Annotated in this window: 31 protein-coding genes, 2 tRNA genes and 3 rRNA genes (1 of these 36 cut by a window edge); 9 read left to right on the forward strand and 27 right to left on the reverse strand. The window is 52.8% G+C overall.

What is annotated here, in order from left to right:
- Window positions 1-102: 102 nt before the first annotated feature.
- Together NMQ00_RS13815 and NMQ00_RS13820 are read left to right on the forward strand one after the other, a co-directional pair.
- Entirely contained in the window at window positions 103-1,338 is a 1,236-nt protein-coding gene (locus tag NMQ00_RS13815; RefSeq protein WP_255177145.1) for an MDR family MFS transporter, read from the forward strand.
- Window positions 1,339-1,449: 111 nt separating this feature from the next.
- Window positions 1,450-1,728, forward strand: coding sequence for a hypothetical protein (locus NMQ00_RS13820; protein WP_255177146.1), 279 nt, complete (start codon window positions 1,450-1,452; stop codon window positions 1,726-1,728).
- Window positions 1,729-1,761: 33 nt separating this feature from the next.
- Here the strand turns inward: NMQ00_RS13820 and bsh are convergent, their stop codons facing one another.
- Entirely contained in the window at window positions 1,762-2,736 is a 975-nt protein-coding gene (bsh, locus tag NMQ00_RS13825) for a choloylglycine hydrolase (protein WP_255177147.1), read from the reverse strand.
- 158 nt (window positions 2,737-2,894) lie between these two features.
- Complete coding sequence (locus NMQ00_RS13830; protein ID WP_029596201.1) at window positions 2,895-3,053, reverse strand: hypothetical protein; 159 nt, start codon at window positions 3,051-3,053, stop codon at window positions 2,895-2,897.
- 117 nt (window positions 3,054-3,170) lie between these two features.
- Here NMQ00_RS13830 and NMQ00_RS13835 point away from each other — a divergent pair, with 117 nt between their 5' ends.
- Entirely contained in the window at window positions 3,171-3,530 is a 360-nt protein-coding gene (locus NMQ00_RS13835; RefSeq protein ID WP_255177148.1) for a TM2 domain-containing protein, read from the forward strand.
- A gap of 40 nt (window positions 3,531-3,570) precedes the next feature.
- Here the strand turns inward: NMQ00_RS13835 and NMQ00_RS13840 are convergent, their stop codons facing one another.
- The 5 genes from NMQ00_RS13840 to NMQ00_RS13860 form a co-directional block, all read right to left on the reverse strand.
- Window positions 3,571-4,155: an NADPH-dependent F420 reductase gene (locus NMQ00_RS13840; RefSeq protein WP_255177149.1), complete on the reverse strand. Its 585-nt coding sequence runs from the start codon at window positions 4,153-4,155 to the stop codon at window positions 3,571-3,573.
- Window positions 4,156-4,171: 16 nt separating this feature from the next.
- Window positions 4,172-4,645: a hypothetical protein gene (locus tag NMQ00_RS13845; RefSeq protein ID WP_255177150.1), complete on the reverse strand. Its 474-nt coding sequence runs from the start codon at window positions 4,643-4,645 to the stop codon at window positions 4,172-4,174.
- Between the two features lie 90 nt (window positions 4,646-4,735).
- Window positions 4,736-5,548: an ABC transporter ATP-binding protein gene (locus tag NMQ00_RS13850; protein ID WP_255177151.1), complete on the reverse strand. Its 813-nt coding sequence runs from the start codon at window positions 5,546-5,548 to the stop codon at window positions 4,736-4,738.
- Window positions 5,545-6,591, reverse strand: a complete 1,047-nt coding sequence (locus NMQ00_RS13855; RefSeq protein WP_255177152.1) for a FecCD family ABC transporter permease — start codon at window positions 6,589-6,591, stop codon at window positions 5,545-5,547. The genes NMQ00_RS13850 and NMQ00_RS13855 overlap by 4 nt, the downstream gene beginning before the upstream one ends.
- A complete protein-coding gene (locus tag NMQ00_RS13860) occupies window positions 6,588-7,568 on the reverse strand; it encodes a FecCD family ABC transporter permease (protein ID WP_255177153.1) in 981 nt (326 codons plus the stop codon). The genes NMQ00_RS13855 and NMQ00_RS13860 overlap by 4 nt, the downstream gene beginning before the upstream one ends.
- A gap of 125 nt (window positions 7,569-7,693) precedes the next feature.
- Here NMQ00_RS13860 and NMQ00_RS13865 point away from each other — a divergent pair, with 125 nt between their 5' ends.
- Window positions 7,694-8,629, forward strand: a complete 936-nt coding sequence (locus tag NMQ00_RS13865) for an ABC transporter substrate-binding protein (protein ID WP_255177154.1) — start codon at window positions 7,694-7,696, stop codon at window positions 8,627-8,629.
- An 84-nt stretch (window positions 8,630-8,713) separates the two neighbouring features.
- Window positions 8,714-8,896: a PspC domain-containing protein gene (locus tag NMQ00_RS13870; RefSeq protein ID WP_255177155.1), complete on the forward strand. Its 183-nt coding sequence runs from the start codon at window positions 8,714-8,716 to the stop codon at window positions 8,894-8,896.
- A gap of 39 nt (window positions 8,897-8,935) precedes the next feature.
- Here NMQ00_RS13870 and NMQ00_RS13875 read toward each other — a convergent pair whose 3' ends face one another.
- From NMQ00_RS13875 to NMQ00_RS13900, 6 genes are all read right to left on the reverse strand, one after another.
- Window positions 8,936-10,282: an FAD-dependent oxidoreductase gene (locus NMQ00_RS13875; RefSeq protein ID WP_255177156.1), complete on the reverse strand. Its 1,347-nt coding sequence runs from the start codon at window positions 10,280-10,282 to the stop codon at window positions 8,936-8,938.
- A gap of 192 nt (window positions 10,283-10,474) precedes the next feature.
- Window positions 10,475-10,768, reverse strand: a complete 294-nt coding sequence (locus NMQ00_RS13880) for a YesK family protein (protein ID WP_255177157.1) — start codon at window positions 10,766-10,768, stop codon at window positions 10,475-10,477.
- A 107-nt stretch (window positions 10,769-10,875) separates the two neighbouring features.
- Window positions 10,876-13,515 (reverse strand): hypothetical protein, encoded by a 2,640-nt coding sequence (locus tag NMQ00_RS13885; RefSeq protein ID WP_255177158.1) that lies wholly within the window; start codon window positions 13,513-13,515, stop codon window positions 10,876-10,878.
- A 142-nt stretch (window positions 13,516-13,657) separates the two neighbouring features.
- Complete coding sequence (gene tatC, locus NMQ00_RS13890; RefSeq protein WP_255177159.1) at window positions 13,658-14,446, reverse strand: twin-arginine translocase subunit TatC; 789 nt, start codon at window positions 14,444-14,446, stop codon at window positions 13,658-13,660.
- A 3-nt stretch (window positions 14,447-14,449) separates the two neighbouring features.
- Window positions 14,450-14,668 (reverse strand): twin-arginine translocase TatA/TatE family subunit, encoded by a 219-nt coding sequence (locus NMQ00_RS13895; RefSeq protein WP_255177160.1) that lies wholly within the window; start codon window positions 14,666-14,668, stop codon window positions 14,450-14,452.
- Complete coding sequence (locus tag NMQ00_RS13900) at window positions 14,668-15,324, reverse strand: redox-sensing transcriptional repressor Rex (protein ID WP_029596207.1); 657 nt, start codon at window positions 15,322-15,324, stop codon at window positions 14,668-14,670. Before NMQ00_RS13900 ends, NMQ00_RS13895 begins: the two co-directional genes overlap by 1 nt.
- Window positions 15,325-15,473: 149 nt before the next feature.
- Here NMQ00_RS13900 and NMQ00_RS13905 point away from each other — a divergent pair, with 149 nt between their 5' ends.
- From NMQ00_RS13905 to NMQ00_RS13915, 3 genes are all read left to right on the forward strand, one after another.
- A complete protein-coding gene (locus tag NMQ00_RS13905; protein ID WP_255177161.1) occupies window positions 15,474-17,375 on the forward strand; it encodes an ABC-F family ATP-binding cassette domain-containing protein in 1,902 nt (633 codons plus the stop codon).
- The gene (locus NMQ00_RS13910) at window positions 17,372-17,779 is read left to right on the forward strand and encodes a hypothetical protein (RefSeq protein WP_255177162.1); all 408 of its coding nucleotides are present in this window, start codon (window positions 17,372-17,374) and stop codon (window positions 17,777-17,779) included. Before NMQ00_RS13905 ends, NMQ00_RS13910 begins: the two co-directional genes overlap by 4 nt.
- 106 nt (window positions 17,780-17,885) lie before the next feature.
- Window positions 17,886-18,359 (forward strand): flavodoxin, encoded by a 474-nt coding sequence (locus NMQ00_RS13915; protein WP_255177163.1) that lies wholly within the window; start codon window positions 17,886-17,888, stop codon window positions 18,357-18,359.
- An 11-nt stretch (window positions 18,360-18,370) separates the two neighbouring features.
- Here NMQ00_RS13915 and NMQ00_RS13920 read toward each other — a convergent pair whose 3' ends face one another.
- From NMQ00_RS13920 to NMQ00_RS13950, 7 genes are all read right to left on the reverse strand, one after another.
- Window positions 18,371-18,937, reverse strand: a complete 567-nt coding sequence (locus NMQ00_RS13920) for a hypothetical protein (RefSeq protein WP_255177164.1) — start codon at window positions 18,935-18,937, stop codon at window positions 18,371-18,373.
- 15 nt (window positions 18,938-18,952) lie between these two features.
- The gene (tsaD, locus tag NMQ00_RS13925; protein WP_255177165.1) at window positions 18,953-19,975 is read right to left on the reverse strand and encodes a tRNA (adenosine(37)-N6)-threonylcarbamoyltransferase complex transferase subunit TsaD; all 1,023 of its coding nucleotides are present in this window, start codon (window positions 19,973-19,975) and stop codon (window positions 18,953-18,955) included.
- Window positions 19,972-20,433, reverse strand: a complete 462-nt coding sequence (gene rimI, locus NMQ00_RS13930) for a ribosomal protein S18-alanine N-acetyltransferase (RefSeq protein ID WP_255177166.1) — start codon at window positions 20,431-20,433, stop codon at window positions 19,972-19,974. Before rimI ends, tsaD begins: the two co-directional genes overlap by 4 nt.
- Window positions 20,426-21,082 (reverse strand): tRNA (adenosine(37)-N6)-threonylcarbamoyltransferase complex dimerization subunit type 1 TsaB, encoded by a 657-nt coding sequence (tsaB, locus tag NMQ00_RS13935; protein WP_255177167.1) that lies wholly within the window; start codon window positions 21,080-21,082, stop codon window positions 20,426-20,428. The genes rimI and tsaB overlap by 8 nt, the downstream gene beginning before the upstream one ends.
- Window positions 21,079-21,528, reverse strand: a complete 450-nt coding sequence (gene tsaE, locus NMQ00_RS13940; RefSeq protein WP_255177168.1) for a tRNA (adenosine(37)-N6)-threonylcarbamoyltransferase complex ATPase subunit type 1 TsaE — start codon at window positions 21,526-21,528, stop codon at window positions 21,079-21,081. The genes tsaB and tsaE overlap by 4 nt, the downstream gene beginning before the upstream one ends.
- 105 nt (window positions 21,529-21,633) lie before the next feature.
- A tRNA-Met gene (locus tag NMQ00_RS13945) sits at window positions 21,634-21,710 on the reverse strand.
- A gap of 25 nt (window positions 21,711-21,735) precedes the next feature.
- Window positions 21,736-21,812, reverse strand: a tRNA-Met gene (locus tag NMQ00_RS13950).
- A 139-nt stretch (window positions 21,813-21,951) separates the two neighbouring features.
- On the opposite strand from NMQ00_RS13950, the gene NMQ00_RS13955 reads away from it, so the two are divergent.
- Window positions 21,952-22,734 carry a sporulation protein gene (locus NMQ00_RS13955; protein WP_255177169.1) on the forward strand — a complete coding sequence of 261 codons (783 nt, stop codon included), beginning with the start codon at window positions 21,952-21,954 and terminating at the stop codon, window positions 22,732-22,734.
- A 15-nt stretch (window positions 22,735-22,749) separates the two neighbouring features.
- Here the strand turns inward: NMQ00_RS13955 and NMQ00_RS13960 are convergent, their stop codons facing one another.
- From NMQ00_RS13960 to NMQ00_RS13990, 7 genes are all read right to left on the reverse strand, one after another.
- Window positions 22,750-22,941 (reverse strand): hypothetical protein, encoded by a 192-nt coding sequence (locus NMQ00_RS13960; protein WP_255177170.1) that lies wholly within the window; start codon window positions 22,939-22,941, stop codon window positions 22,750-22,752.
- Window positions 22,938-23,567 (reverse strand): uridine kinase family protein, encoded by a 630-nt coding sequence (locus tag NMQ00_RS13965; RefSeq protein ID WP_255177171.1) that lies wholly within the window; start codon window positions 23,565-23,567, stop codon window positions 22,938-22,940. Before NMQ00_RS13965 ends, NMQ00_RS13960 begins: the two co-directional genes overlap by 4 nt.
- A gap of 164 nt (window positions 23,568-23,731) precedes the next feature.
- The gene (locus NMQ00_RS13970; RefSeq protein WP_255177172.1) at window positions 23,732-24,667 is read right to left on the reverse strand and encodes a coiled-coil domain-containing protein; all 936 of its coding nucleotides are present in this window, start codon (window positions 24,665-24,667) and stop codon (window positions 23,732-23,734) included.
- Window positions 24,660-25,532 carry a GNAT family N-acetyltransferase gene (locus tag NMQ00_RS13975; RefSeq protein WP_255177173.1) on the reverse strand — a complete coding sequence of 291 codons (873 nt, stop codon included), beginning with the start codon at window positions 25,530-25,532 and terminating at the stop codon, window positions 24,660-24,662. Before NMQ00_RS13975 ends, NMQ00_RS13970 begins: the two co-directional genes overlap by 8 nt.
- Before the next feature lie 114 nt (window positions 25,533-25,646).
- Window positions 25,647-25,762, reverse strand: a 5S ribosomal RNA gene (gene rrf / locus NMQ00_RS13980).
- A 91-nt stretch (window positions 25,763-25,853) separates the two neighbouring features.
- Window positions 25,854-25,969: ribosomal RNA gene (gene rrf, locus NMQ00_RS13985) — 5S ribosomal RNA — on the reverse strand.
- A 57-nt stretch (window positions 25,970-26,026) separates the two neighbouring features.
- Window positions 26,027-26,437, reverse strand: a 23S ribosomal RNA gene (locus NMQ00_RS13990); it runs 2,503 nt beyond the window's last position.

Genomic DNA, 26,437 nt, shown 5'->3' on the forward strand with positions numbered 1-26,437 from the left:
CCCATTCCCCCTCACCAAAAGTGGACATCATCCCCTCGATTCGTCCATTTTCAAGTCCTGTTGTCTTGTTTATGATACAGGTACAGAATGGAAGGTGACAATATGAAATGGAAAGAAATACCTCGCCCAATTAAAGTTCGACTCATCACATCGTTTTTCAATCGCTCCGTCTCGTTCGCCATCATGCCGTTCATGGCGCTCTTGTTCGTCAACGCGTTCAACGAGTTAATCGCCGGTGTCTTCTTAATCACACTCGTCTGTCTCGGCTATGTCATCGGGTTGTTGGGCGGCTATCTCGCCGACCGCTTCTCCCGCAAACAGTTGCTCCTCCTCACCTCGAGCATCACGGCCGGTATGTTCCTCACGATGACACTCTGCCTCATGATGGATCAGATGATCGTGTTCATGGTCGCGTATACCATCTTCACGGTGACGAGCAACCTCGGACGTCCTGCCATGAGTGCCATCATCATCGATGCGACGACGCCTGAGAACCGGAAAGCCGTCTATGCGCTCGACTACTGGTTAATCAACCTATCGATCGCGATCGGAACAGCCATCGGCGGTTGGCTCTACGTCAGCAATCAGCTGTTACTGTTTTGGATTTTGACCGTGACGTCGTCGACGCTTCCAATCGCTTATGCGATTTTCCTCGAAGATACGAAGCGGACGTGGACGTCGCAGCGACTCAAACTCGTCTTCGTCGATATCTTCCAAAGCTATCAAATCGCTTGGCGTGACCGCCCGTTCGTCAAAGTCGTCTTCGGTACGATGTGTATCCTCGCCGCCGAGTTTTCGATGGGGAGCTACGTCGCCGTCCGGCTCGCCGACTCGTTCGAGCCGATGTCCATCAACGATTGGGCAATTAACGGGGTGCGGATGTTCAGCCTCATCCAAATCGAGAACACGCTCATCGTCGTCGCATTGACGTTCATGATTCAACGTCTCGCTTCTCGATTCTCAAACAAACAGGCGTTGCTCGGCGGGTTGTTGCTGTACATGATCGGGTACGCCGTCATCACGAGCGCGAACTCGATGACGCTCTTGCTTGGGTTCATGATTCTCGCAACGTTCGGTGAGTTGTTGTATTCGCCCGTCTTGAACACGGAGCAAGCGAACATGATGCCGGAAGACCAACGTGGCGCCTACTCGGCGTTCGCAGGCACATCGTTCGCCGGTGCCGACTTCATGTCGCGCTCGACGATTCTCATCGGCTCGCTCCTCTCCCCGTTCATGATGAGCGTCTATATCGGTTTAGTCGTCTGTGTCGGCTGCTTCTTGGTGTATACAGGTATCTATGTGAAAGAAACGTTTGCCTTGAATCAAAAGGCTTCTTAAGTCAAAAACGGTCTCTCACATGTGAAGGACCGTTTGTGTAGGGTCGTTTTTGAAAAAGATATCAATCTGCGTTATATTTGATAGGTCAACTATCAAATAAGGAGAGATACGATGAAGAAAGCAGTTCTCGCGATTGTCGCTTCCCTGTTTCTCGTCGCCTGCTCAAACGAAGACGACCTGTCTACATACGACGAGTATGGCGTGCTCGAGGAAACGATTGATGTCGCGCAGTATGAACCGAAAGTCGAGACGGACAACGACGGCAACCGCGTCATCTTATTCTATGAAGGTGAACGTGTGGCTTATAAGAGCGTCTATGTGAAAGACGAGCGTCACCTGAAAATCATCAGCACGGATGATGAGGCCCCACTTTATAACGACACGCTATGAAACACAGCCCTCTTCTCGCGAAGAGGGCTGTTCTCAATTTTCATAATGAATTTGTTGCTCATGTTGTAGGTGATACGTGATCAATCGCTCGCTGTCTAACGGTTCATTAAATAGTGACACGGCCGTGATTTGGTTATTGTCATACGTCCGATAGTAATAGATGCCCTCATCGACATTACAGCATGAGGAATAGATCGTGTACTCGTACGTCCCGTCTTCAGCCTCGTTCAAGCCCCGCGTTTGCAGCACCGTATCCAACAGTTTGAAAAATTGTCCGACCGCGGACGCCTCGGTCGGTTCACAAATCGAATTGAAGGTCGCGAACGTCGCCCGGACGAAGCGTGACGTCGACGATAAGTCACCCGGTAAGCCTTGCCCGCCTAACCCGAGACAATAGGCATCGAGGTTCAATGTCGGCGCGAACGTATTGGCCGGCAGTTTCGTCGAGACGTGGCGATAATCGTTCAGATTGAACAGTTGATACTCGAACGACGGATTGTTCGTCAAAACCCCGACTGGATTGTCGTACACGCGCAATCCGTCCGCCATCGGCTCGACGACAATTGATTCCTGCTTATCGGCAATGATCCAGTGTAGCGGGTGAAGTGGAAGCGCGTCGCTGAAATTGAGATTGACCAGATGAATCTTCTCCAATCGCGCTCTCGCTTCCTCAACGGTCGCACACTGCCCGAGGATCCACGGGATGAACTCGAACGGGGAGACGTTATCTCGTCCGTCGACTTCCAGCTTGAACACGGCATTCCCCGGGAAGTTCAGCCCCGCCATGCTCAGTCCCTTCTCGTTCGTCGCTTCGTAATAGAGTGGATAATCTTGAACGACGGTCGCCATCCCGATCATCGCGTAATGGTTCGTATTTTCGCCCATCCGTCTGAAATTGAACGGATAGTGTCGGGGCGTAATCGTCACTTGCTCGTGATAGGACACGTTCAAGTCTAAGTTTCTGCCGAAGTAGTGGGCGTGCGGCGCATACGTAATTGCTGTACACATAACAAGACTCCTTCCATTCCAATGCAGACAATAACAGCACTCTTTGTCCTATTCACGTTATCTGATGACTTCAATCACAGTCCCTCACATATAAAAGACCGGTCAGGCTTCCGCCACACCGATCTCCATGTCCTTCTGTATGCGTTTAAAGAATTCTTCTACAACACGATAAACCCGACCGTCAACACCCCATATAAGAAACCGAGCACAATCACACTGATGGCGATCGACTTATATTGCGGATATTTATGTAACACGACCGCTCCGGCGATGACGTGAATAAACGCGACGATGAACGTCACAATCGCAAAACCCATTGGTTCATTCCTCGCTTTCAAATAAATAAATAGAAAATCATGGGAATTCATCCGTTTCCCGGTACAATAAAGACTGCATTCATTATATCAATTCTCAGAAAGAAGGCACATCCCATCATGAATTATTCACGTACCGATCTATCGACAGAGGAAATGCTCCTCGTCAACAGCGAAGTCGAGAAAAAGAAACGCAATCTCGTCGTCGCGTACTTACTTTGGTTCTTCCTCGGCGGCTTTGGTGCTCACCGCTTCTATTTCAAGAAAACCGGTAGCGCCCTCGCGATGCTTGCTCTCACGGTCGGGTCTATCGTCCTTACGGTTGTGTTGATTGGTTTTGTCGGACTGTTCGTCGCCGGCATTTGGGCGCTCGTCGACGCGTTCCTCATGCCAGGCTGGCAACAACGCGAAGTCGAAGCCATCGAGCGCGAGACGATCGAGTCGTTGAAGACTCGCTCTGAGCGTCAAGCTGCCTTTTAACGACCAAGACGGTCACGCCAACGCGTGACCGTCTTTTCTGTTAGAAGCTATTCTCTTTCAAGTAAAACGCGAAGTTCCGGTGCTTCCGTTCTTTCGTCGCGTAATGAATCCATAGCCAAGCGAGCGACTCGAGCTCACGTGCCAGCTTCAAGTGACGGAGCGTATGGGCATCGAAGCCGATCTTCGAGGCGAGGTCTTGGACGGCCCGAACCGACTCCTGCTCGTCTCCGGCGATGAACATCATCGACATGTTCGGGTTCTCCAAGTTCTCGACGCCGGTCTGGTTGAACGCCTTGACGATGCGGACGTGCGGCGCGAGTTCTTGCAGATGTTCGGCCCCTGATTTCCCTTCCGGCCGCTCGATTGCGTCAAACTCTTTGGCAATCGGATTCGTCACGTCGATGACGATTTTGTCGTCCAAGTCTCGGAGCGATTGAATCAAATCGATCGCTGCCGCGAACGGCGTCGTCATTAACAAGATTTGCGCGTTCGACGCCACTTCTTGGAGCGACATCGTCCCCTCGCGCTCCGAGCGCGTCCCGTACAACACTTCATAGCCGACATCTTCAAACTTGCGTCCGAGCGTCCGCCCGACTTTCCCTGCTCCTAAAATACCAATCTTCATGTATAACGACTCCCCTTCACAGTTCTTCGTCCGTCCGTGTCACCGTGCCGCCAAGTTCCTCCGCAAGTCCATCGAGCACCGAGTGGTCGAACTCTTCCCCGATTGCCATTACCCCGGTCTGACCGGGCTCGATATTCCCGACTGTCCGTTTGAACGTCTCTTGAATGCTTTGGACGTGTTTCAAGTCTTTCGTTCCTCCGATGAGTCCCCCCGTGAGCGTCCCGAACAGGATCCCGAACGGCCCACCGAGAATCCCGACAGCCATCCCGATCAAGGCGCCTTTCGTCGACTTGTTCGTCGGCGTCAGTTGGACGGCGTCCTCGAACGAGAAGGCGCCATTGTCCTCACGTTTGATGACGACGAGTTGTTCGAACCCGACGAGCCCTTCGGCGTGGTACTTCTTCAACTTGCTGAACGCTTGATACGAGATGGACTCCTCTGGAAACGTGAACGTGACGATATGGTACGGTTGTTTTTCCTTCTTGGCCATTTTGGCTCCTCCTTTGACAGGACCAGGTGACACATCAGCTTTCTCTTACCACTTCCCCGGCTTCAGGCGAAAAAAAACCTAGTCCGAGGACTAGGTCGTGGGTGGCCGTTTCTCATTCAGTTCGTAATGCGAATACGGGATGCAGAGCGGCGTGCCATAGAGCGGGTCTTCCGTCACGACAACTTTCAAACCGAAGACGTCCTGCATGAACGCCTCGTCGACGACATCGTTCGGACTTCCCTGGCGATAGACGTTCTCACCGGCGAGCGCGATGACATGGTCGGCGTAGCGACAGGCGAGATGCAAGTCGTGGAGCACCATGATGATCGTCTTCCCTTCTAACCGGTTCAACCGATACATCAAGTCGAGGATCTCGATTTGGTGCGACATGTCGAGATACGTCGTCGGCTCGTCGAGGAGAATCGTCTCCGACTCTTGGGCCAAGGCGAGCGCGATCCAGACGCGTTGCTTCTGCCCGCCTGATAAGTTGCTGACGAGCGTGTCCCGAAGCGAGACCGTGTCCGTGAAGGCGAGTGCCCGCTCGACGGCACGTTCGTCGTCTTCTGAGTAGCGCTTGAAGAACGTCTGATACGGATAACGGCCGAACCGGACGAGCTGTTCGACGGTCAATCCGTCCGGCGCGACGTTCACTTGCGGCATGAACGCCATGAGCCGGGCCGCCTCTTTCGCCCGATACGCAGTAAGCGGCTTGTCACGGAAGGCGATGGCCCCGCCTAACGCGTCCCGTTGCCGGGCGAGCGTCGACAAGAGCGTCGACTTGCCGCACCCGTTCGCCCCTAACAGCACTGTGATTTTGCCGTGTGGAATCGAGAACGTCAAGTCGTCGAGCACAATCTTCTGTTCATAGCCGATGGCGACTTGTTGTAAATCAAATGTATTCATCTCATGCTTCCTTTCATCATCCGGCGAAGTAAATAGAAGAAGTACGGCGCACCGATAACGGCTGTCATGACACCGGTTCGCAGTTCATACGGATAAAAGATTGTCCGCGCGAGCACGTCCGCCAAGACGACGATCGTCGCCCCGACGAGTAACGTCGCCCAAATGTACGGTAGCTTCAAGCCTTGGCGGGCGATGTGTGGCGCCATCAGTCCGACGAAGCCAATCGCTCCGACAAACGCGACCCCGATTCCGGCAAGGAGACACGATAAGAGCAAAGTCCCACGCTGTGTCCCCCGGACCGGTACACCGATGCTCGTCGCGACCGCCTCGCTAATGTGGAGCGGGCGGACATGCCGTTCAATCAAGAAGGCGGCGAGCAAGAACAGCATCGCGAGCGGGACCATGATTTTCAGTTGATTCCATGTCGCCGCATAGACCGTACCGGTGAGCCATTGTTGGATGTCGTTCTTCCGGTACACGTTGGAGGCGAGCATCATGAACTGGACGATCCCTTGCGAGAAGATGCTAATCCCGATTCCGATCAACGCGAGTCGGACCGGTGGGACGCCCCGTTTCAATAGATAAAATAAAAACGCACCGACCGTGAGCGCGCCGGCGAACGAGGCGAGCGGGATATAGGCGAGCGGGACGGACAGTTGGTTCGTCCGCTCATCGGTGAAGACGGTGAAGAACGTCGCCGTCGCCACCCCGGCTCCGCCGACGATGCCGAAAATCTCCGGCGAGGCGAGTTCATTTTTAATGGTGAGCTGTAACAAGTGTCCACTGACCGCGAGACACGCCCCGGCCGTGATGGCCATGAGGACGCGAGGCATCCGAAACTCGAATACGACGAGCTCCGCGAACGCGTCACCCGAACCGAGGAACAGTGACCCGAGCGACCATGGGGTCAAAAACGTGTCCCCGATGGCGAGTCCCAAATAGAAGGCGATGAACAGGCCGGTAAGGAGCGCGACCGCGAGCACGATTTCCCGTTTCCGGAGCGTGAACGAGAACGGACCTTTTCGAAAACTATATGATTTCATGATTTAAAGACTCCTTGTCTGGCGCTGACGAGATAGATGAAGAAGGCGCCCCCGATGACGGCGAGCACGACGCCGACGGTCACTTCTCGTGGGAACAGGACGAGTCGTCCGAAGATGTCGGCCGCTAAGAGCAACACACTCCCGAGGAGCGCACTCCCCGCGAGCCGGGCGAAGAACGCCGTGCCGAACAGGTAGCGCGCGAGATGCGGGGCCAGCAAGCCGACGAAGGCGATGGGACCTGCGAGCGCGACTCCGAACGCCGACAAGACGACGGCGAGCGTGACGGCGACGAACTTGATGACGCCGACGTTTTGACCGAGCGACCGGGCGACCTGGTCACCGAGCGACAGCGTCTCGAGCTCTTTACTGATGAGGAGGACGCAGAAACTCGCGACAACCATCCACGGCAATAACGTCGTGACGAGTTCGAGCGAGCGGCCCGCGACCGATCCCGTCAACCAGAACAGCACTTCATCTAGTGCACCTTCCTCGTATGCGATAATCGATTGCGTGAACGAGCTGAACAGTGCCGCGAGCGATGCCCCGGCGAGTGTCATATACATGACGTTGCCCCCGTTCGCACTGAGGAGATAGACGATGACCCCAGCGATAAAGGCTCCGACGAGCGCGGCCGATGTGAACGAGGCGATGCTGCTGAAGCCGAACAGCGTCACGAGGACGATGGCCAGGCTCGCACCTGCATTGACCGCCAATATGTCTGGTGACGCGAGCGGGTTACGGGTCACGAGTTGGAACAGCAATCCGGCGAGTCCGAGCACGCTGCCGACGAGGAGCGCGACGACGGTGCGCGAGACGCGATTGTCCTCGAGTGCAATCATCGCTTGCGACGACGCATCTGTTCCGAGCGCGAGCACGTCTTGATGGCCGACCGGGATGACCCCGACCCGTAGACTGATATAACTCAATATAGGTAACGCGATGATCAAGGCGAATAATTTGATCCATGGTTTCATCATTTGCTCACTTCTTTCCTCTCCTACCATAGCAAAATCTCGCTGTCAGAAAAAGGGGTTGACAGTGAGAATCATTATCATTTATAGTCAGGGAGGAAATCTTACTATACAGAGGAGACTTTATACATATGAAGAAGTTTGTGTTAGCACTACTCACGCTCTGCCTCACGGTCGTCCTCGCTGCTTGCGGCGGGTCAGAGGAGACGAGCAACTCGAACGATTCAGCAGAAACAGAGACGCGGACGGTCGAGCACGCCATGGGCACGGCTGAAGTACCGGTCGAACCGAAACGTGTCGTCGTCTTGACGAACGAAGGAACCGAAGCACTCATCGCCCTCGGCGTCAAACAAGTCGGTGCCGTCAAATCATGGAACGGTGACCCGTGGTACCCGCACATCGAGTCAGAAATGACAGATGTGACTGAAGTCGGGACGGAGAGCGAGGTCAACCTCGAAGCAATCGCGAAACTCGAGCCGGATCTCATCATCGGAACGAAACTCCGCCAAGAGAACATTTACGACAAGTTGAACGCCATCGCGCCGACGGTCATGTCGGAGACGCTCAAAGGCGACTGGCAAGAGAACTTCGCACTTTATGCGAACGCCCTCAACCTTGAGGACAAAGGGAAAGACGTCTTGGCTGACTATGAACAGCACGTCGAAGATACGAAAGCCGAGCTCGGCGACGCTGTGAACAAAGAGCTCTCGGTCGTACGCTTCCTTCCTGGCGCGTCACGCATCTACTTCACGGACAGCTTCTCAGGTGTCATCCTAGGGGATGTCGGCATCAAACGCCCGGCGTCACAAGACCGCACCGAGTTCGCTGAAGAGATCACGATGGAACGCATCCCAGAGATGGACGGCGACCATATCGTCTACTTCACGTACGGTGGAGCGGATGGATCGAAGACAGCCGAAGAGTGGCAGTCGAATCAACTTTGGAAAGACCTCGACGCCGTCAAGGCCGGCGAAGTCACCGAAGTGAGCGACGACACGTGGAACACATCGGGCGGCGTCTTGTCAGCCAACGAAGTGCTCGACGAACTCGTCACCATTTTTAAATAAGCGAAAGCGCGCCAAATCGGCGCGCTTTTTGTTGTCGTCATATGGTAAAATTTTCATATCATAGTTGAGATAGGAGCCACGCTTATGTCACGTCCGCTTCGAAAATCTGCCACGAACCGCTCGCTCTTTGGGGTCTGTGGTGGCATCGCTGAATACTTCAACTTGTCGCCGCTCGGCGTTCGTCTGCTCTTCCTGATCGTGCCGGGGAACTTTCTCATTTATATGATCCTCGCCAACTCGATGAAGGACGCTCCGCGTTACTTATGAAAAAAGATTCGAAAGCCGCGGCTTTCGAATCTTTTGCGTTTAAGCGTTCACTTTGTCTTTCATCGCCGCAAGCGCCCCACTGTTGATGAAGTGCCATGGCTTGTTGTAGTGCGGTTGGAAGAAGAAGTCGACGTAAGCGAGCTCTTCGACCGTCATCTCATTCTGAATGGCGAGCGACAACGTGTTGACCGCTTGCGTCATGTCCGCTTTCGAGAGGACTTGTCCACCGACGACGCGATGGGTGCCGACTTCATAGACGAGTTTGAACTGGACCGGTTCCGCTGTCGGCATGAACTCCGGACGATACGCGTCTTCGATCACGACGCTCTCGACATCAAGACCGAACATGCCGGCCGCCTCTTCCGTGAGACCTGATGAGGCGATGTTCCAATCATACAGGCGGAGACCTGACGTCCCTTGCGTCCCTTGATAACGGACCCGCGGTGTGATCAAGTTCTCGGCGACGAGCGTACCCATGCGGACCGCGTTCGTCGCGAGCGGGATGTAGGCATGTGTGCGCGCCGGGTTGTAATAGACGGCACAGCTGTCACCAGCCGCGAAGACGTCCGGGTTGCTCGTGCGCATATACTCGTCGACGATGATGGCGCCGTTGCCGAGCATGTCGACTTGGCCTTGAAGGAGTCCCGTGTTCGGACGGAAGCCGACACAGAGGATGACGAGGTCAGCCTCGAACTCTCCTTTGTCGGTCACGACATGCGTGACGTTACCATCTATGCCACGGAACGCTTCGACCGTCTGGCCGAGCTCGAGGTCGATGCCGCGTGACGTCATATCGGCCTCGAGTTGATCCGTGAACGATTTGTCGAGATATTTGTTCAAGATGCGGTCGGCGCTATCGATGAACGTGACGTGTTTGCCGTACACTTCGAACGCCTCGACGAGCTCGACACCGATATAGCCGGCACCGATGACGGCGATGTTCGTCGCATCGGATGCCCGCTCGATGATGCGCTGGGCGTGCGCATAGTTTTTGCAGAGCTCAATCCCAGTCATCTCGATGCCAGGAAGCGTCGGGACGATCGGCCATGAACCAGTCGTTACGATCAAGCGATCGAACGTGTCATAGACGTCTTCTCCCGTGTCGAGGTTTTTCGCATGGACCGTCTTCGCTTCCGTGTCGATGTTCAACACGTCGTGCTTCATGCGCATTGTCGCACCAAGTTCTTCGAGCTCGGTCGGTGACGCGTAGAAAAGCTCTTCCGCACGTTTGACGACACCGCCGACGTGGAGGGCGATCCCACATGAGAGGAAGCTGACATTGTCATTGCGCTCATACACCGTGATGTCGAGATTGTCATGCTTGGCGAGTAATCCTTTGACTGCTGCTGTTCCTGCGTGTGTACATCCGATGACTGCGATTTTCATATGGTTGTCTCTCCTTTGAGTGTTAGGCAAGTTAGTCTTTGTGATAAATATCACATTCACTTTCTGAACTTAGTGTACTATTTCACAAGAAGGTTTGACAATCACTTTGCTCACTTTTTCACGTAATTGTGGCGGAAGTTTGAACAGCCTATGTGACAACAAAAAAACCGTCCCGTAATTGGAACGGTTCACTTATGAATTTGTCGTGCGTCGAGCTTTGATCCAGTGATAGATGACGACACCGATATAGGTGACGAGACCGATCACGTACAGACTAAAGCCAATCAGGCTCCAGCCCAGTCCGTCCCAACCGCGGACAAAGACGAGGCCGATGAGGAACACCACGTACCCCATCACGAGCAGTGTTAACGAGAAGACGAGCTTCCGCATGAATCGCGACTTCAAAAAGTTCACCAGCACAATCAAAAGAATCGTCGTCAACGCGCCGATGATAATGAGCGCGTCCCCGTAATATTCCCAAGCCATCGCTTCTCCCCCTGACCTATTGTTTGATTGGCTCCATCGTATCACGTCCTCCCCCTGTTCCCCATCTCTAAAAAAAGCCATCCGCATCATCGCGAATGACTTCTTTGTCAACGAACATAAATCGTCTTCGTCACGCTTCGGCCTTTTGGTGTCACGAGACGGAGTGTCAATTTCGTTCCTTTCTTCTGTGGGGTGAAACTGAGCGTTGTCGACGTCGACGTCACCGTCTTCTTCGCGAGGACCGTCGACCCCCGCGTGAGCGTCAATGTGCCGTACGCGACGTTCGATGTCGCCTTCACTGTCTTCGATGCGCTCGACGGAATCGTCGTCACGAGCGTCGGTGTCGGTCCAGTCGTCACTTTCACCGTCTGCATGTGTCGAAACGTTCCGCTTTGGCTCGTCAACGAGAGCGTCGTATTGACCGGTTGACGGGTGAAGCGGAGCGTCACACGTCCGGTGCTACTTGCTTTCGCTGTAGCGAGCACCGTTGAGCCTTTTTTCAACGTGACCGTGCTGTTCGGGATCATGTACCCGACCCAGAGCGATTTCTCATCGTTAATCGAGAGCGTCGACAGCGACGTCTTCGGCAGCCCGAGCGAGACGTCACGCGATTTCGAACCGACCGAGGCCCGGACGCGAACGCGATCCCCCGGTTTGGCCGGAACGGTATAACGCGTCGTTGAGAGGCGTTTGGCCGAGACGAGCTTGTCGTTCACATAAAAGCGCACCGTCGCCGTGCTCGTCTTCTTGATCGTGAGCGTCGCTTGTGTCTTTGTCATCAACGTGTCCGTCACACTGAGCGTCGGAGTGAACGCACGGACCGTCTTTGTGAGTTCGTACGTCGCATCGCCGCTCGAACGTGTGACGAGGATGACATCCCCTTCCTTCAATGGGGTATCGAACGTGTACGGCATGACGCGTGTTGTCGCCACATGCGTCCCATTTCGATAGATGCGGTAAGCCTGATCGGTACTCGATGTGACGTTGATGGATTTGTCATACATCAACGGTGTCCGAGTCCACGAAAAGACAGGCGGTTCCACTCTTGTGTCCACGGTTGTGAGCCGGAACGCTGAAGCGGGTGCCTCTTTCAATTTAAAGTAGACTTTGGTTCCGATGTCTACAGGCATCGTATTAAACTCTTTAATCGAAATGAGTCCGTCCTCATCTGCCTGCTCGTTCGAAATTTCGTAGTATTTCCCACTGCGAATCAACACATCCACTGCGGCGTTCGGCGTCGTTTTCAATGTGACACCTGAAGTGACCGTTTTCGTCAGAACCGAGATACCATTTGATGAGGTATCGTCACTTTCTTTGACCGTCTGAAGTTCAATCGGATCGGCGTAAACACCTGACCCACTACCGATTTTCACAGTCACACGCGATCCAGGTGTGAACCACCGCGCCGGTTGCCACGTATAGCGCCCCGACTCATCCGATCGGATCGTCGCCGATTGATAGTTCAACAATGAATCCGATGAGTTCGATTGATACAAGTTTTTCGTCACACTGACAAACACCGGCGTGTTCGGTGCCGTCTTCCCGCTGATCGGGCCTAAGACACCGGTTGGCGGGTCGAGCGTGAGCGGCACATAGTTCGATGCCCATAAGTCTAACCGGCGCTCAAAATCGTTCCACTTAAAAATCATGTCATACGACTCATTCGTCTGTAACGTCAGTTTCCCTTGCTCCCAAACGAACGGGTCGTCTTGATAGGCTAAACGTGCCGTCAACTCAGTCGCTGGAATCGGTAAGGCCGTACCATCGACGAGTGTGGCCGTTCCGCTGACCTCGTAAGGACGACCTACCTCATAGCGAGTCGTCGTTTTCGGCACATCGACATTCAGTTGCCATGGTGCTTTCCATAAAGACTCCGGCGTGTACACTTCCGTCTTCTTCATACCATAAACGTACCACGGACCGTGTTGTCGAATGTCAGCGTCATCAATCGGTGCCTCTTTCCACTCATTCGTGCTGACGTTATAACTGACATAGAATGTCGTATACATTTCTCGCGTCATGAAGTAGTAGGTGCCGTCTTTCCACGTAAGATTACTTACGTTTGGTGCATCCTTCTCAATCCATCGTTTCGTCGCCAAATCGAAAATAAACATGTGCTCCGAGTCATCACTTTTGATCACGAACCATTGATTCGCTTCTTTCATGTGACGGGCCCACCTCACCTGTCCTGAATAGGAACTGATTGTCTCAAGCACTTCTCCTGTCACCGTCCGCTTCGTCACTTGACCGTCGGCGAATGAGAGGACGTTGCCATCGTCGAGCAGACTGTATACCTGACCACTGCCTTTCGTGAGCGATCCGAGAATATCACCTGACATCGATGTGATGATATACTTTTCGTCATCAGCCCATAACATCATTCCTGTTGTTACATTCGTTGAGACGAGTCGATTCTCACTTCCTGCTTCGATTGGGAATGTCGTCGCCACATTCGTACGTATATCCCACATCACCCAATCCGGCCACCCTTTTAACATAAATCGGCCGTCTCCGATGGCATACATATTGTAAGCAGCAGACACACGAATCGGTAACGTATATTCCTCACCGGTCTGAATGTGAACAAGCGTCTCCGGATCTCCCGAACGCCACACATATCCACTATCTCCTACGACTTCTCCTGCCGGAATGATTTCCGGTTTGGCATAGTCCTCTGCTCGGACTTCTACTCCTGGCGCTACCATCATGACGAGCACCACGAGCATGCTCCATAACCACTTCTTCATTACTCTCCTCATTTCTGTTTATGAATGCATAACTTTCAAAAATAATCCATTTTTTTGATTTAACCCTCCTAATTTTAAGTTGTTTTTTCAAAATTGAATAGCCCTAAAATCAAAAAAAACACCACGTCGCATGACATGGTGTTCACTTCTCATTCATTTGTTTCATCAAATCCATCTGTTCTTTCACCAACGCCTCTTTCTCACGTCGGAGCACGCCCCGGTACGTGATGCGTGAGATCGACAAGCTGATCTCATACAAGAAGAAGAGCGGCAGCGACACCATGAGGTGCGACGTCAAATCCGGCGGCGTGATGAAGGCTGCGACGACGAACAAGGCGAAGTAGGCGTACTTCCGAATCGATGACAGGAAGTACGGTGTCACGACACCGATGCGCGTCAAGAACATCGTCACGACCGGCAACTGGAACAATAGACCGAATGGGATCGTCAGTTGCAACAAGAACGTGAAGTAGTTCGAAGCCCCGATGATTTGTGTCAGACCGAGGTCTTGCCCGAGGTCCGTCGAGATATCGAGGACGAGCGGGAACAACCAATAGTAGGCAAACGCCAAACCGACGAGGAACAAGATAAAGATGATCGGAATATAAGCGAGCGTCGCTTTCCGCTCGTTCGGATGCAGACCAGGTGCGACGAACGCCCACAGTTGATACAGTAGAAACGGACCAGCCGCGACGAGCCCGATGACGAGCGCCAAGTTCAAGTAAATCATGAGCGGGTCCGCGACCCCAAAGGCGTTCAGCTCGAGGCCTCGTTCGACGAGGTCGGCCTGGAGATAGGCGAGCACGTATTTGACACTCGGCAAAGCAATCAAAAAGAAGGCAAAGACGACAAATGCCGACAGCATCAGTCGTCTCCGCAGCTCTGTCAAGTGGTCGGACAGTGCCCGTTCTTGATCAGGTTGATGGCTCATCGCTTACTGCTCTTTCTTCTCAATTTCTTTCTTGTCTTTCTCGTCATGCTCGTTCATCATGCCACTCGTGGCATTTTTGAACTCACGGAGCGTCTGTCCGGCGGCGCGTCCGAATTCAGGCAATTTCTTCGGCCCGAAGATGATGAGCGCGATAATCGCGATGACAAACAGACTTGCTCCGCCTGGAATACCGACGACGAGTAACGATGATAGTAGTTCCATTATTGATGGACCCCCTCAGCAGATGGATAGTGTTGCATAAAGTAAATGAGCGACTGGAGTTCGATTGACAAGTCGATATGATGCACGCGGACCGTATCCGGCACAGTGAGTCGTGCCGGTGTGAAGTTCAAGATGCCTTTGATGCCGAAGCGGACCAAGTCATCCGCGACAGGCTGTGCATAGGCAGACGGCACCGTCAAAATGGCGACGTCAATCTTGTTTTGCTTCATGATCTGTTCCATCTCATCGACGTGATGAATCGGGACACCGGACATCGTCGTGCCGACTTTTGTCTCGTCTGCGTCGAACCCGACGACGATATGTGTGTTATTGTTTTTAAGGAAGTTATAGTTGACGAAAGCTGTCCCGAGATGACCAACCCCGACCAAGGCGACGTTCGTAATCTCGTCCTGATTCAGTGTCTTACGGAAAAAGTCTAACAGATACTGTACGTTATAGCCATATCCCTTTTTACCGAGCGCACCGAAGTACGAAAAATCACGACGAATCGTGGCCGAATCGACCTTGACCGCCTCGCTCAGTTCAGCAGAAGAGACACGCTGTTTTCCTGATGAATGTAGGCTTTGGATAAACCGATAGTATAGTGGCAACCGTTTGGCTGTCGCTTGCGGAATCTTTGGTTCGTTTTGACTCAACGGAAAGAGCCTCCTTTTTACGACGCGTTTCAAACGAATCTAATTTCATACACCTTGATTGTAAACGAATTCACATAACCACTCAACGAATATACCTGAAAAGACTAAAAAATACAGTATACTAAATAGAGAGAAAGGGGTTTTTTCACTTGATCCTACTGCAAGTCAATAACTTATCGAAATCATTCGGCGTCGAGCCGATTTTAGAGAACGTCAAACTAGAAATTCAAGAAGGCGAACGCGTCGCCCTCGTCGGCCGTAACGGCGCTGGCAAGTCGACATTGCTCAAAGTCATCGCCGGGGAATACAACTATGACTCGGGCGATATCATGAAGCCGAAAGACGTGACGATCGGCTATCTCGCCCAAGACTCAGGACTCGAATCGAACGAGACGATTTGGAACGAGATGCTGACCGTCTTCACCGATTTGATCGAGCAAGAGAAAACGCTCCGCCGCATGGAACAAGACATGGGGTCTGAGCGCATCTTGAACGACCCGGCCGCCTATGAGCGCCTGCTGTCGTCTTACGATGAAGAACAGCATACGTTCAAAGACCGCGGCGGCTATCAATACGAGGCGACGATCCGCTCCGTCCTCCACGGGATGCGTTTCTATCCGGACGACTTCGAACGCCGCATCGATACGCTCTCGGGCGGACAACGGACGCGTCTCGCCCTCGCGAAGATGCTGCTGCAAAGCCCGGACCTGCTCATCTTGGATGAGCCGACGAACCATTTGGACATCGAGACGCTCGGCTGGCTCGAGAAGTATTTGAGCGGCTATAAAGGCGCCGTCCTCATCGTCTCCCACGACCGCTACTTCCTCGACCGCGTCGTCTCGGTTGTCTATGAATTGTCACGCCACCGGAGCCGTCGCTTCGTCGGCAACTATACGAAATATCTCGAGCAGAAGGCCGCGATCTACGAGCAAGAGAAGAAGCAGTTCGAATCCCAACAAGAAGAAATCGCCAAGATGCAGGACTTCATCCAGCGCAACATCGCCCGGGCGACGACGACGAAACGGGCGCAGAGCGTCCGCAAACGTCTCGAGAAAGTCGACCGGATGGAAGCGCCGGACGGTGACGAGCGCAGTGCCGTCCTCTCGTTCGCAATCAAACGTCAAAGCGGGAACGACGTGTTGAGCGGCAGCGATCTCGCCATCGGTTATGAGGAATCAATCGCTCAGCATCTCCGTTTCCAACTGCAGCGCGGTGAATCGGTCGCTCTCGTCGGTCCGAACGGGGTCGGTAAGTCGACGCTTTTGAAAGTGTTGACGAAACAACAGCCGGCCCTCACCGGTGACATCCGCTACGGTACCGGCGTCGAGATCGGCTATTACGATCAGGAGCAACAGAACTTGTCGGACGCCAACCGCGTCATCGACGAGATTTGGAACGACTGGCCGCTCATGCGCGAACAAGAAGTGCGGAGTCTGCTCGGTCAGTTCCTGTTCAGCGGTGACGACGTCATGAAACGCGTCCATGAACTGTCGGGTGGAGAACGGGCCCGTTTGACGCTCGCGAAACTGAAGCTCGAGCAACCGAACTTGCTCATCTTGGATGAGCCGACGAACCACTTGGACCTCGACTCGAAGATGATTCTCGAGAACGCACTCGTCGACTATCCGGGCACGATCCTGTTCGTGTCCCACGATCGGTACTTCATCGATCGGCTGGCGACACGCGTCCTAGAGATCACGCCGAACGGCATCGATGAATACCTCGGCGATTACTCGTATTACGTCGAAAAGAAAGAAGAACTCGAAGAACTGGCTCGACTCGCCCGCGAAGAGACGAAACAAGTCATCGTCAAGAAACAGCGCGCCGACAAGGAACAACAACGTGAGGAGCGTCGGATGAAACAACGGATCGAGGAGATCGAACTCACGATCGAACAACACGAGGCCCGGCTCGAAGAAATCGAGCAACTGTTGTGTGAACCAGACGTCTTCAACGACTTCGCCCGGGCACAGGAACTGTCGACCGAGTCCGACGCGACGAAAGAATCAATCACGGCACTGTACGCAGAATGGGAGGATCTCCATTCATGATGCGATTCCGTGCGATGCGAATCGAATGGATGCACGCCTTCCTGACCGGTCTCGCCTACATCGTGCCGACCGGGACGGAGTACGTATCCGAACTAATTCGTGGGGAACCGACTGTCGTCCCGTCGTTCTTGTTTTATTTCCTCCCGGTCGTCATCGGCTTCATCATCCAGACGTGGAGCGGGATTGTCATCAGCTTGTTGAGCGGTCTGCTCATGAGCACGCTGTTTATCCGCCTCGTCGTCTGGCCGGTCGATGTGACCGTGCACAGCTTTTACACGCCCGGTTCGGTATGGGGCCACTTCTATCAGTCGACGCTCCTCATGTGGGTGCTCGCCTTGATCGTCTATGTCGTGAGCCGAGTTAACAACTGGCATCGTGAAAATTATCGACGGCCTCAAAAGTAAGCTGCCATGTCCTGCAATAGAGGACATGGTTTTTTTATGTCATAAAAACATACTCCCGTTGACAATGATAATCATTTTCAATTACTGTGTAAGGGAGGTGATTACTATGAAAATCTTAATTGGATACGTCAGCATGTCTGGAAACACGGAAGACATCGCGCATCTGTTACAACATACAATACAAGAGGCAGGGCACGTCGTCTCAACGAGCGATGATTTAGAATCGCTATCGATCGACACACTACTAGAATATGATGGCATTTTACTCGGTGCCTATACATGGGGTGACGGCGATTTGCCTTACGAGGCTGAAGGGTTTGTCGATGATTTAGAGCAAGCTCAGTTACGGAGCCTAGCTTGTGCTGCGTTCGGCTCAGGGGATACAGACTATCCAAAATATTGTGCTGCGGTCGACACAATCGAGCAGGCGTTAGTAACCGCCGGCGGCGAAGTGCTCGTACCCGCCTTAAAAATTGAATTCGATCCAAATACCGAAGAAAAACGGATGTCGTGTATCACGTTCGCATCGATATTTGTTAAACAGATTGAAAAACGCAAAAAAGTTCAGCTCGAAGGCTGAACTTTTTTGCGTTAGAAGTAACGAAGCGGTTGGAATCCGCGCGTGTGGAAGTCGAGCTTGATGCCGTCTTCCGTGATGAAGAACACGTACTCGTTCGTATCGACGTCACGGACGAACACTTTGTAGAATGTGAGCGTCTCTTCGTCGTTCGTCACATACTTCGCCTCATGCGTCGAGATGACTTGCGCGAACAGTTGCTCTTCGTCAAATTCGTTGACGATGTCCTCAAACTTCGCCGCCTCTTCTTCGGTCGCTTCTCGACCCGGTGCGATTTGGTAATACGCGTCGCTCGCTTTCGGCTGAACGCCGAGGTTGCGGTCGACGACGATGACGCTTTCGATGTCTTGGTCGTCTAGGCTCTTATAGCCATACAACGTCTCGATGAGCGTGTTCTCACCTGTGACCCGGCCGATGCCTTCGAGCGATTCCGCTCCCGTGAGCGACCTAACGCGTGTCGCTTCCGGAACGATTTCTTCTTGATAGGCGATATTATAAGCGCGGATGATCTCCCGTACTTGCAAAAACGTCGCGACGACGAGCAGTACGACCAGACCTCCAATGATTATGCGTTTCATCATCTGTTTATTTTCCCCCTAGACTGTCATGCTCTCTTCTAAGGATAACCCAGGAACCGCATTCATCGCCAGTGTATCGCGCTTTCCGCGCACATACGCGTGATGTGCCGCGACTCCAATCATACCGGCGTTGTCTCCGCATAGATCGAGTGGCGGGATGACGAGGCGGATGCCTTCGCGGTCCGTCGCTTCTTTGAGCGCAGCGCGGAGTCCACGGTTGGCTGCGACACCGCCCGCGACGAGCAGCTGCTTCGCGCCCTTCTCTTTCACGGCACGAATCGCTTTCTCGACGAGCACTTCGACGACGCTCGCTTGGAAGCTGGCCGCCAAGTTCTCAGGGATGACCGTCTCCCCGCGCTGTTCGGCATTGTGGACGGCGTTGATGACCGATGACTTGAGCCCGCTGAAGCTGAAGTCGAAACTCCCTGCTTCAAGCCGAACCCGTGGGAACTTGTACGTGTCTTCCCCATCGGCCGCGAGACGATCGATGGCAGGACCACCCGGATACGGCAGACTGAGCGTCCGTGCGACTTTGTCATATGCTTCTCCGGCCGCATCGTCACGTGTCTCACCGATGACTTCGAACACACCGTGCTCCGGCATATAGACGAGCTCCGTATGTCCACCCGAGACGACAAGACAGACGAGTGGGAACTCCATCTCTTCGACGAGCTCGTTCGCGTAAATATGTCCGGCGATATGGTGGACCCCGATGAGCGGTTTGCTGTGGGCGAACGCGAGGGCCTTGGCCGCACTGATTCCGACGAGGAGCGCCCCGACGAGACCCGGTCCTTGTGTGACCGCGACGGCGTCGACGTCTTGCATCGTCACACCGGCTTCGCTAAGAGCGTCATCGATGACGTACGTGATTCGTTCGACGTGATGGCGCGAGGCGACCTCGGGCACGACCCCGCCGAACCGTTTATGGCTTTCAATCTGCGACGAGACGACGTTTGATAAGAGCGTCTTGCCGTCACGCACGAGCGCAACGGACGTCTCATCACAGCTCGACTCGATCGCGAGAATGAGCGATGTGTTCATTCTGATTCACTTCCTAACTTCGCCCAGTAAATATAGGCGTCTTCATTATTGTCTTGGTAATATCGTTTCCGGCGTCCCGCATTTTCAAAACCAAACTGTTCATACAACTTTTGGGCACCGATGTTGGAGACACGCACTTCGAGCGTGAGCGCCGCGAGTGACTTTGAACGGGCAAATTCGACGAGTTGCGTCAGGAGCAGATTGCCGATGCCTTGCCCGCGATATTCCGGTAAGACAGCGATGTTCGTGATATGCCCCTCGTCTACGATTTGCCAGACGCCGACGAAACCGACGATACGCCGTTCATGTACAGCGACGAAGTAAATCGCTTGATCATTGCGGAGCATCTCGTTCATGAACGCTTCTTTCGTCCAAGGAATGGCGAACGAGGCTTCCTCGACTTTGGTCACTTCGTCGACGTCGAGCCAGTTCATGCGACGGATTTGAATGTCAGCCATTGTTCTGTCCCTCGAGCCATTTCGCTTCCGCCTCAGCGAGACGAAGATACTCGGGCTCAAACGCATGGACATCATTCGTGACTTCACCTAAGGCGACGAGGTCGCTCGCCCGGCCGTAACTATGCGCGGCCGGTGCTTCTGTATACTCATACGCGGCCAAGACGTCACGGAACGGCTCGACGTCGCCGACGACGACGAACGGTCCTGTGATATTGGCTTCGAGCCAAGCAGCGACCGAGGCGTGACGGTCTGGTGTCATGGCCTCGTTTTGTTGATAGTATCCGATATAAGCGTTCCCTCGGCGGGCGTCGATGAGCGAGACGACCGGTAGATCCGTGTTCGGGGCCGCCGCCATTAGACGGAGTGCCGAGACCCCGATGAGCGGGATTTGCAGTGTATAGGCGAGCGTCTTCGCTGTCGTCACCCCGATGCGGATTCCCGTGTATGAGCCTGGTCCCGTCGTCACGACGATACGTTCGAGTTCGGTTGGTGTCCATTTAACGGCATGCATCAGCTGTTCAATCATCGGCATGAGCGTGACGGCATGGTTTTTCGAGACCATGACCGTTGCCTCGGCTTGAATCTGTCCGTGTTCGCTGAGCGCGACAGATAGACGTGTCGTCGACGTGTCAATCATGAGTTGCTTCATGCGAGCACCTCCTGCACGAGCGTGTCATACGCATCACCGACGGGAGCGAACGTCAGTTGACGTTCCTCGTCACCGGTGCGCTCGATCGTGATGGCGAGCCGTTCCGTCGGCAGTGACGATTCGATCAAGTTCGACCACTCGACGATGGCGACACCATCGCCGTTGATGTATTCTTCAAGGCCGATATCGTCCCCCGTATCTTCGAGACGATAGACGTCCATATGGTAGAGCGGCAAGCGCCCTTGATATTGTTTCATGATGGTGAACGTCGGGCTGTTGACGTTACGCGTGACACCGAGACCTTTGCCAAAGCCTTGAGTGAACGTCGTCTTACCGGCACCAAGGTCCCCGTCCAACGTTATGACCGTCCCGGCTTTGACGAGCGTGGCGAGTTTTTCTGCCACCGCCTGCGTCTCGGCCGCGGAATGGGTAATCAATGTATACATGATGTTTCTCCTTTAGTGGTTCTAGCGATACGTACTCATTGTACACTCAATTTTACGCAAAAAAAAACACGAAACGTCATCGTTTCGCTATCTCATTTAAAAAATTGGTTGCGGGGGCTGGATTTGAACCAACGACCTTCGGGTTATGAGCCCGACGAGCTACCAGACTGCTCCACCCCGCGACGACATATGAAATTAAATAAAAATTGGTTGCGGGGGCCGGATTTGAACCGACGACCTTCGGGTTATGAGCCCGACGAGCTACCAGACTGCTCCACCCCGCGATGGTTTGAATTGTTTCGACATCCTCTATAATAAGTGAAGTAGTTATAAAATGCAACCTTTTTCTAAATGTTTTTTGAGAATTGGAATCGGGAACATGATAAGAAGTGTAACTTACTAGAGAAAAGGAGCGCGACTGTCATGTCGAAATGGGGTAATCGCTTTAAAAAATGGTTCTTTTCCGAACTGGATGCATCCGTCTATTTTCACACCGTACCGTTTCTACCGAACGAAACCGTCCATGGAACGTTACGCGTGTCGAACACCACTTCACATGTCGTGCGACTGCAGGAGTTGACGCTTAACTTTTTGACGACCTTTAAAGACATCACGCTCGAGGGCAACGAGTTCAACCGCGAGGCCGACCTTCAAGAAGTCCCGATCCCTCTATCGGCCGTGCTCGAACCTGGTGCCGAAGAGCATATCCCGTTCACGTTTGATTTGACGATGTATGCCCCGTCGACAGCGGGCGCCCCATATAGTGTGGAAGCAACCGTCTGGGACACGGACGGCAAACGGGTTTGGTTCGATGTCGTCGAAAATGTTGAAGTTGAACCGCTCCCCGCTTTGAAACGCTTGTTAGAGGCGACCGAACACGCCGGTCTCGAGCTCATGTTCGTCCGCAACGTCATCGATCCACTTGGAGAAGAACGCCCGTACCCGTTCGTCGAGAAGTATGGATTTAAACCGGTCGGTGATTGGGCCGACGAATTTGAAGTCGTCAAATCGTTCTGGCGAATCGACGAGGACGGGGTCGACGTCTATTACTGGCTCGACAACATCGAGAAGCAACGCACACTCGAGTCGATCGCGAACGACGTCACGTTGCGCCATCGCTCGCTCACATGGGATCAACTCGAACGCAAACAAGACCGGCTCGGACTCGGGATCCAAGAAACGTTACGCAGTCACCGCTCATCATGAGCGGGGCTACGTATCTCATTTGTCTGTTTTCGTGGTTATAAATTGATGCAACATCGAGGCAATTACACCGGGAACAATGCCCAAAACAACAGATGCGATGAGAATGGCGATAAATTCTTGAAACGTAATCGGAAATAACAATTGAGTGGCCATGAACACAAACACCAGAATCGAACTACCTATCACCCATATGATTGGTTTTTTCACAACGTCACATCCTTTATCCATTCGTCTCCACTCGTGTTCACGACCACCTGGAACTTCTCACGATGCGGATGCATGAACAGTTCGTATTGGAGACGACGCTCATCGTGCGAAGCCTTCAGATACGCGAGGTCCATTCCCCGCTCTTGGATGTCCCGGACAGAACGACGGTCAAACTCGGTGTCGCTATCCGTATACAAATAGACCGAAACATCCCACCAGTCGGTTGCGAGGAAGGCGACGCTCATCCCTTCGACGATGGTAATCCGTTTTTTCGGGTCGATCCACATCCGTTCAAGATACGGGACGTCGATCGTATAAAAACCGATGCCTTGTCGTACCATCCGGACATCACGCTCAAGAGAAGGCAAATGATGCGCCGCCGGATGACAAGCCGTCATCTTGTAGTGATGCGCTTGACCGTCGACCGTATAGTCGAGCATAGCGCTCTTCCGTAACGTCGAATCCGTGATATAAGGGTCGGTATTGATATAGTTCACGTCCCCGAGACGCGCACGTAAAGCATCAGCGAACGTCGTCTTGCCGGCACCGCCGTGTCCTGAGATTCCGATGACCGTATGTTCCTTTTGTCCGACTTCGTCGACGATATAATCGATCAAACCATTCATCTAAATCCTCCTTTTGGTACACTTCATATAGAAAGGAAGTGTACCAATCCAATGTCTACCTGTCCATTTTGTCATCCACAGCTTGTCCCATCACAACGAATCGTCTTGTTCACGTCGGCTCTGGCGTCTTCGTCCAGAAACAATCAGAATGACCAAACAGCTCATCATGTGAGGATGAGCTGTTTTCGTTTTGTTTCAATCTCTTCGAGTTGTCGTTCCAAGCGTTCAACTTCTCTCGTCATTTTTTCAATAAGTTTGGCGATTTCACGATCGAGCCCTTTTACCTTGTCGAGTGAATCATTGATTCGTCCATGCATCGTCCATTCAGAAAAAATATCGTCGAGGAAATAGTCAGCGAACTGAATGAGTGACCCGCGTTCGACCTGTAAGCCGCTGACAACGCCTTTCACGTCAGCCAATTCCCGCGAGAAACGTTCAAGCGCAGCTTGAAGTTCATGCATCTTCCGCTCCGAAGCACTGATAGCGTCATGTTTCATCGCTGTGGCAATCAAGCCACCTCCAAAGAACGTATCATATGTCGACCAACCCTTCGCACTGTCGAGATGTTTGAGTGTTTTGGAGATGGCAGTACGCGCTGTATTTCCAGCACTAATGGCTTCTTTATACTCAATGAGCACCTCATTTGTTTCCACCTGTTGATTGGTGAGTCGATATAAGGCTTCCCTTACCTCAGAATCCTGTTTCAGGTGAGCTTCTTTCTCTTTTACGAACGCTTCCCATTCTGCGTCAATCCCGTCATACGTCTCAAAGGTTTCATATAAATCACGACGTTCCAGCCCTAACTCATCGACCATCGCCTCATGTTCTCGGAGTTTTAATTCCGCTCTAGCTGCCTCTTCAAGTTCAATCGTTTTTTGCTCGTTGAATGTTCCCCGCAGCTTGCGCCACGTATTGACGAGCGAGAATGACTCTAGATCATAGACATCGCGTTGTTCTTTCGTGAATGAATTGAGCAAATCTTTTCGCACGGTCTCATGCTCAGCCATCTGTTTATCAAGCGTCTTCAATTTACGGGCTAATCGGTCTCGTTCAGAGAGGCGCTGTTGCAAGTCGAGTTGTGTTTGATAAATATCACTCATAGGTCTTAGTTCCCCCAATCGCTTTTTGATGTTGCTCTAACAGGTCTTGAATGTTTACCCCGTCAATCGTTAGGCCATCGATCGATGAGTCTGCGATTTGGACACCATCGAGCCGACAGTTGTTCATCATTGTGTTCGTCAGGTTCGTATGGAAGAACGTCGTCGGCCGTCCCGACTCGTACATGGTGACGAACCGATATTGGGAGCCGGATAAATTTAAGTCGTCAAATTCGGCTTCCCTGAAGTTGATATTGCGGAACTGACTTCTCGTAAAATTACAATTGCTGGCCCGTAGTTCTGAGACGTTACTGTTCGTGATGACGATTTGACTCGCATCCATTCTATACGCTTGGGCACCTTTGATGGATCGCTCTTCATATCGCAATGTGATTGCTTCATCTACGGGTTGCTTTACTCGTTTGATGAAACAAATTTCCTCGTCCGATTCGAAGACGGACTGGTAACCAGCTGCTCGATAAAATGCGACATTGTTGGGTTGGACTGCTGACGTCTCCAACTCCCAAATTCGTACAGTCGGATGAAGTTCTTCGATCAACTGTAGCGCACGTTTCCCTATCCCTTGCCCTTGTCGCTCGGGATGGATAAAAATGCGGTCAATTCGACCATACTCCTGTCCGGTCAATGTCACGACGGTTCCCCCAATCAGTTGTCCGTCGAGTTCAATAACATAACAGGTCAGTTGCTCAATCAAATAACGATTCATCGATTCGTCATCATAGCCGGGCGGTTCAATATTGAGGTCACGATATGGTAGTCGGAGACGATCTGCCTCTTGTTTAAAACTCGCTCGTGAAACCTCAGTGAACGCCTCGTAGTCAGAGACTGTCGCTTCACGGATTTGCATACTGGACTCCCCCTCTTCTGTCTCTTCATACGAGAGGAGTAGATGAAAAGTTTCATTTCGGAAGACACGACAAAAAAGGACGACCAAGCAGATGCTTGATCGTCCTTCGCGTTGGCCTAGCAACGTCCTATCCTCACAGGGGGAGACCCCCAACTACTTTCGGCGCTGAAGTACTTAACTTCCGTGTTCGGCATGGGAACGGGTGTGACCACTTCGCTATCGTCACTAGACAATTATTATATTAACATTATATATGTGATTCGTCAACACTTTTATGAAAAAAAGAACGACCAAGCAGATGCTTGATCGTCTTTCGCGTTGGCCTGGCAACGTCCTATCCTCACAGGGGGAGACCCCCAACTACTTTCGGCGCTGAAGCGCTTAACTTCCGTGTTCGGCATGGGAACGGGTGTGGCCGCTTCGCTATCGCCACCAGACAAGAGAGATCGTTCTCTCAAAACTGAAGACTCATCAATTCACTCAAACCGTTAGACTAGATCAAAGCCTCGACCGATTAGTATCATTCAGCTCCACACGTCGCCGTGCTTCCACCCATGACCTATCTACCTCATCGTCTCTGAGGGGTCTTTCTTGATTGCTCAAAGGGAAATCTCATCTCGGAGGGGGCTTCATGCTTAGATGCTTTCAGCACTTATCCCGTCCGCACGTAGCTACCCAGCGATGCTCCTGGCGGAACAACTGGTACACCAGCGGTGCGTCCATCCCGGTCCTCTCGTACTAAGGACAGCTCTCCTCAAATTTCCTGCGCCCACGACGGATAGGGACCGAACTGTCTCACGACGTTCTGAACCCAGCTCGCGTACCGCTTTAATGGGCGAACAGCCCAACCCTTGGGACCTACTCCAGCCCCAGGATGCGATGAGCCGACATCGAGGTGCCAAACC

Origin of the sequence: Exiguobacterium aurantiacum (assembly GCF_024362205.1) — a bacterium.
Lineage (GTDB): Bacteria > Bacillota > Bacilli > Exiguobacteriales > Exiguobacteriaceae > Exiguobacterium > Exiguobacterium aurantiacum_B.

Excerpts from the sequence above, each read along its gene's own strand:
- NMQ00_RS13815 (WP_255177145.1), top strand. The coding sequence starts at position 103 with ATGAAATGGAAAGAAATACCTCGCCCAATTAAAGTTCGACTCATCACA.
- NMQ00_RS13820 (WP_255177146.1), top strand. The coding sequence starts at position 1,450 with ATGAAGAAAGCAGTTCTCGCGATTGTCGCTTCCCTGTTTCTCGTCGCC.
- bsh (WP_255177147.1), bottom strand. The coding sequence starts at position 2,736 with ATGTGTACAGCAATTACGTATGCGCCGCACGCCCACTACTTCGGCAGA.
- NMQ00_RS13830 (WP_029596201.1), bottom strand. The coding sequence starts at position 3,053 with ATGGGTTTTGCGATTGTGACGTTCATCGTCGCGTTTATTCACGTCATC.
- NMQ00_RS13835 (WP_255177148.1), top strand. The coding sequence starts at position 3,171 with ATGAATTATTCACGTACCGATCTATCGACAGAGGAAATGCTCCTCGTC.
- NMQ00_RS13840 (WP_255177149.1), bottom strand. The coding sequence starts at position 4,155 with ATGAAGATTGGTATTTTAGGAGCAGGGAAAGTCGGGCGGACGCTCGGA.
- NMQ00_RS13845 (WP_255177150.1), bottom strand. The coding sequence starts at position 4,645 with ATGGCCAAGAAGGAAAAACAACCGTACCATATCGTCACGTTCACGTTT.
- NMQ00_RS13850 (WP_255177151.1), bottom strand. The coding sequence starts at position 5,548 with ATGAATACATTTGATTTACAACAAGTCGCCATCGGCTATGAACAGAAG.
- NMQ00_RS13855 (WP_255177152.1), bottom strand. The coding sequence starts at position 6,591 with ATGAAATCATATAGTTTTCGAAAAGGTCCGTTCTCGTTCACGCTCCGG.
- NMQ00_RS13860 (WP_255177153.1), bottom strand. The coding sequence starts at position 7,568 with ATGATGAAACCATGGATCAAATTATTCGCCTTGATCATCGCGTTACCT.
- NMQ00_RS13865 (WP_255177154.1), top strand. The coding sequence starts at position 7,694 with ATGAAGAAGTTTGTGTTAGCACTACTCACGCTCTGCCTCACGGTCGTC.
- NMQ00_RS13870 (WP_255177155.1), top strand. The coding sequence starts at position 8,714 with ATGTCACGTCCGCTTCGAAAATCTGCCACGAACCGCTCGCTCTTTGGG.
- NMQ00_RS13875 (WP_255177156.1), bottom strand. The coding sequence starts at position 10,282 with ATGAAAATCGCAGTCATCGGATGTACACACGCAGGAACAGCAGCAGTC.
- NMQ00_RS13880 (WP_255177157.1), bottom strand. The coding sequence starts at position 10,768 with ATGGCTTGGGAATATTACGGGGACGCGCTCATTATCATCGGCGCGTTG.
- NMQ00_RS13885 (WP_255177158.1), bottom strand. The coding sequence starts at position 13,515 with ATGAAGAAGTGGTTATGGAGCATGCTCGTGGTGCTCGTCATGATGGTA.
- tatC (WP_255177159.1), bottom strand. The coding sequence starts at position 14,446 with ATGAGCCATCAACCTGATCAAGAACGGGCACTGTCCGACCACTTGACA.
- NMQ00_RS13895 (WP_255177160.1), bottom strand. The coding sequence starts at position 14,668 with ATGGAACTACTATCATCGTTACTCGTCGTCGGTATTCCAGGCGGAGCA.
- NMQ00_RS13910 (WP_255177162.1), top strand. The coding sequence starts at position 17,372 with ATGATGCGATTCCGTGCGATGCGAATCGAATGGATGCACGCCTTCCTG.
- NMQ00_RS13915 (WP_255177163.1), top strand. The coding sequence starts at position 17,886 with ATGAAAATCTTAATTGGATACGTCAGCATGTCTGGAAACACGGAAGAC.
- NMQ00_RS13920 (WP_255177164.1), bottom strand. The coding sequence starts at position 18,937 with ATGATGAAACGCATAATCATTGGAGGTCTGGTCGTACTGCTCGTCGTC.
- tsaD (WP_255177165.1), bottom strand. The coding sequence starts at position 19,975 with ATGAACACATCGCTCATTCTCGCGATCGAGTCGAGCTGTGATGAGACG.
- rimI (WP_255177166.1), bottom strand. The coding sequence starts at position 20,433 with ATGGCTGACATTCAAATCCGTCGCATGAACTGGCTCGACGTCGACGAA.
- tsaB (WP_255177167.1), bottom strand. The coding sequence starts at position 21,082 with ATGAAGCAACTCATGATTGACACGTCGACGACACGTCTATCTGTCGCG.
- tsaE (WP_255177168.1), bottom strand. The coding sequence starts at position 21,528 with ATGTATACATTGATTACCCATTCCGCGGCCGAGACGCAGGCGGTGGCA.
- NMQ00_RS13955 (WP_255177169.1), top strand. The coding sequence starts at position 21,952 with ATGTCGAAATGGGGTAATCGCTTTAAAAAATGGTTCTTTTCCGAACTG.
- NMQ00_RS13965 (WP_255177171.1), bottom strand. The coding sequence starts at position 23,567 with ATGAATGGTTTGATCGATTATATCGTCGACGAAGTCGGACAAAAGGAA.
- NMQ00_RS13970 (WP_255177172.1), bottom strand. The coding sequence starts at position 24,667 with ATGAGTGATATTTATCAAACACAACTCGACTTGCAACAGCGCCTCTCT.
- NMQ00_RS13975 (WP_255177173.1), bottom strand. The coding sequence starts at position 25,532 with ATGCAAATCCGTGAAGCGACAGTCTCTGACTACGAGGCGTTCACTGAG.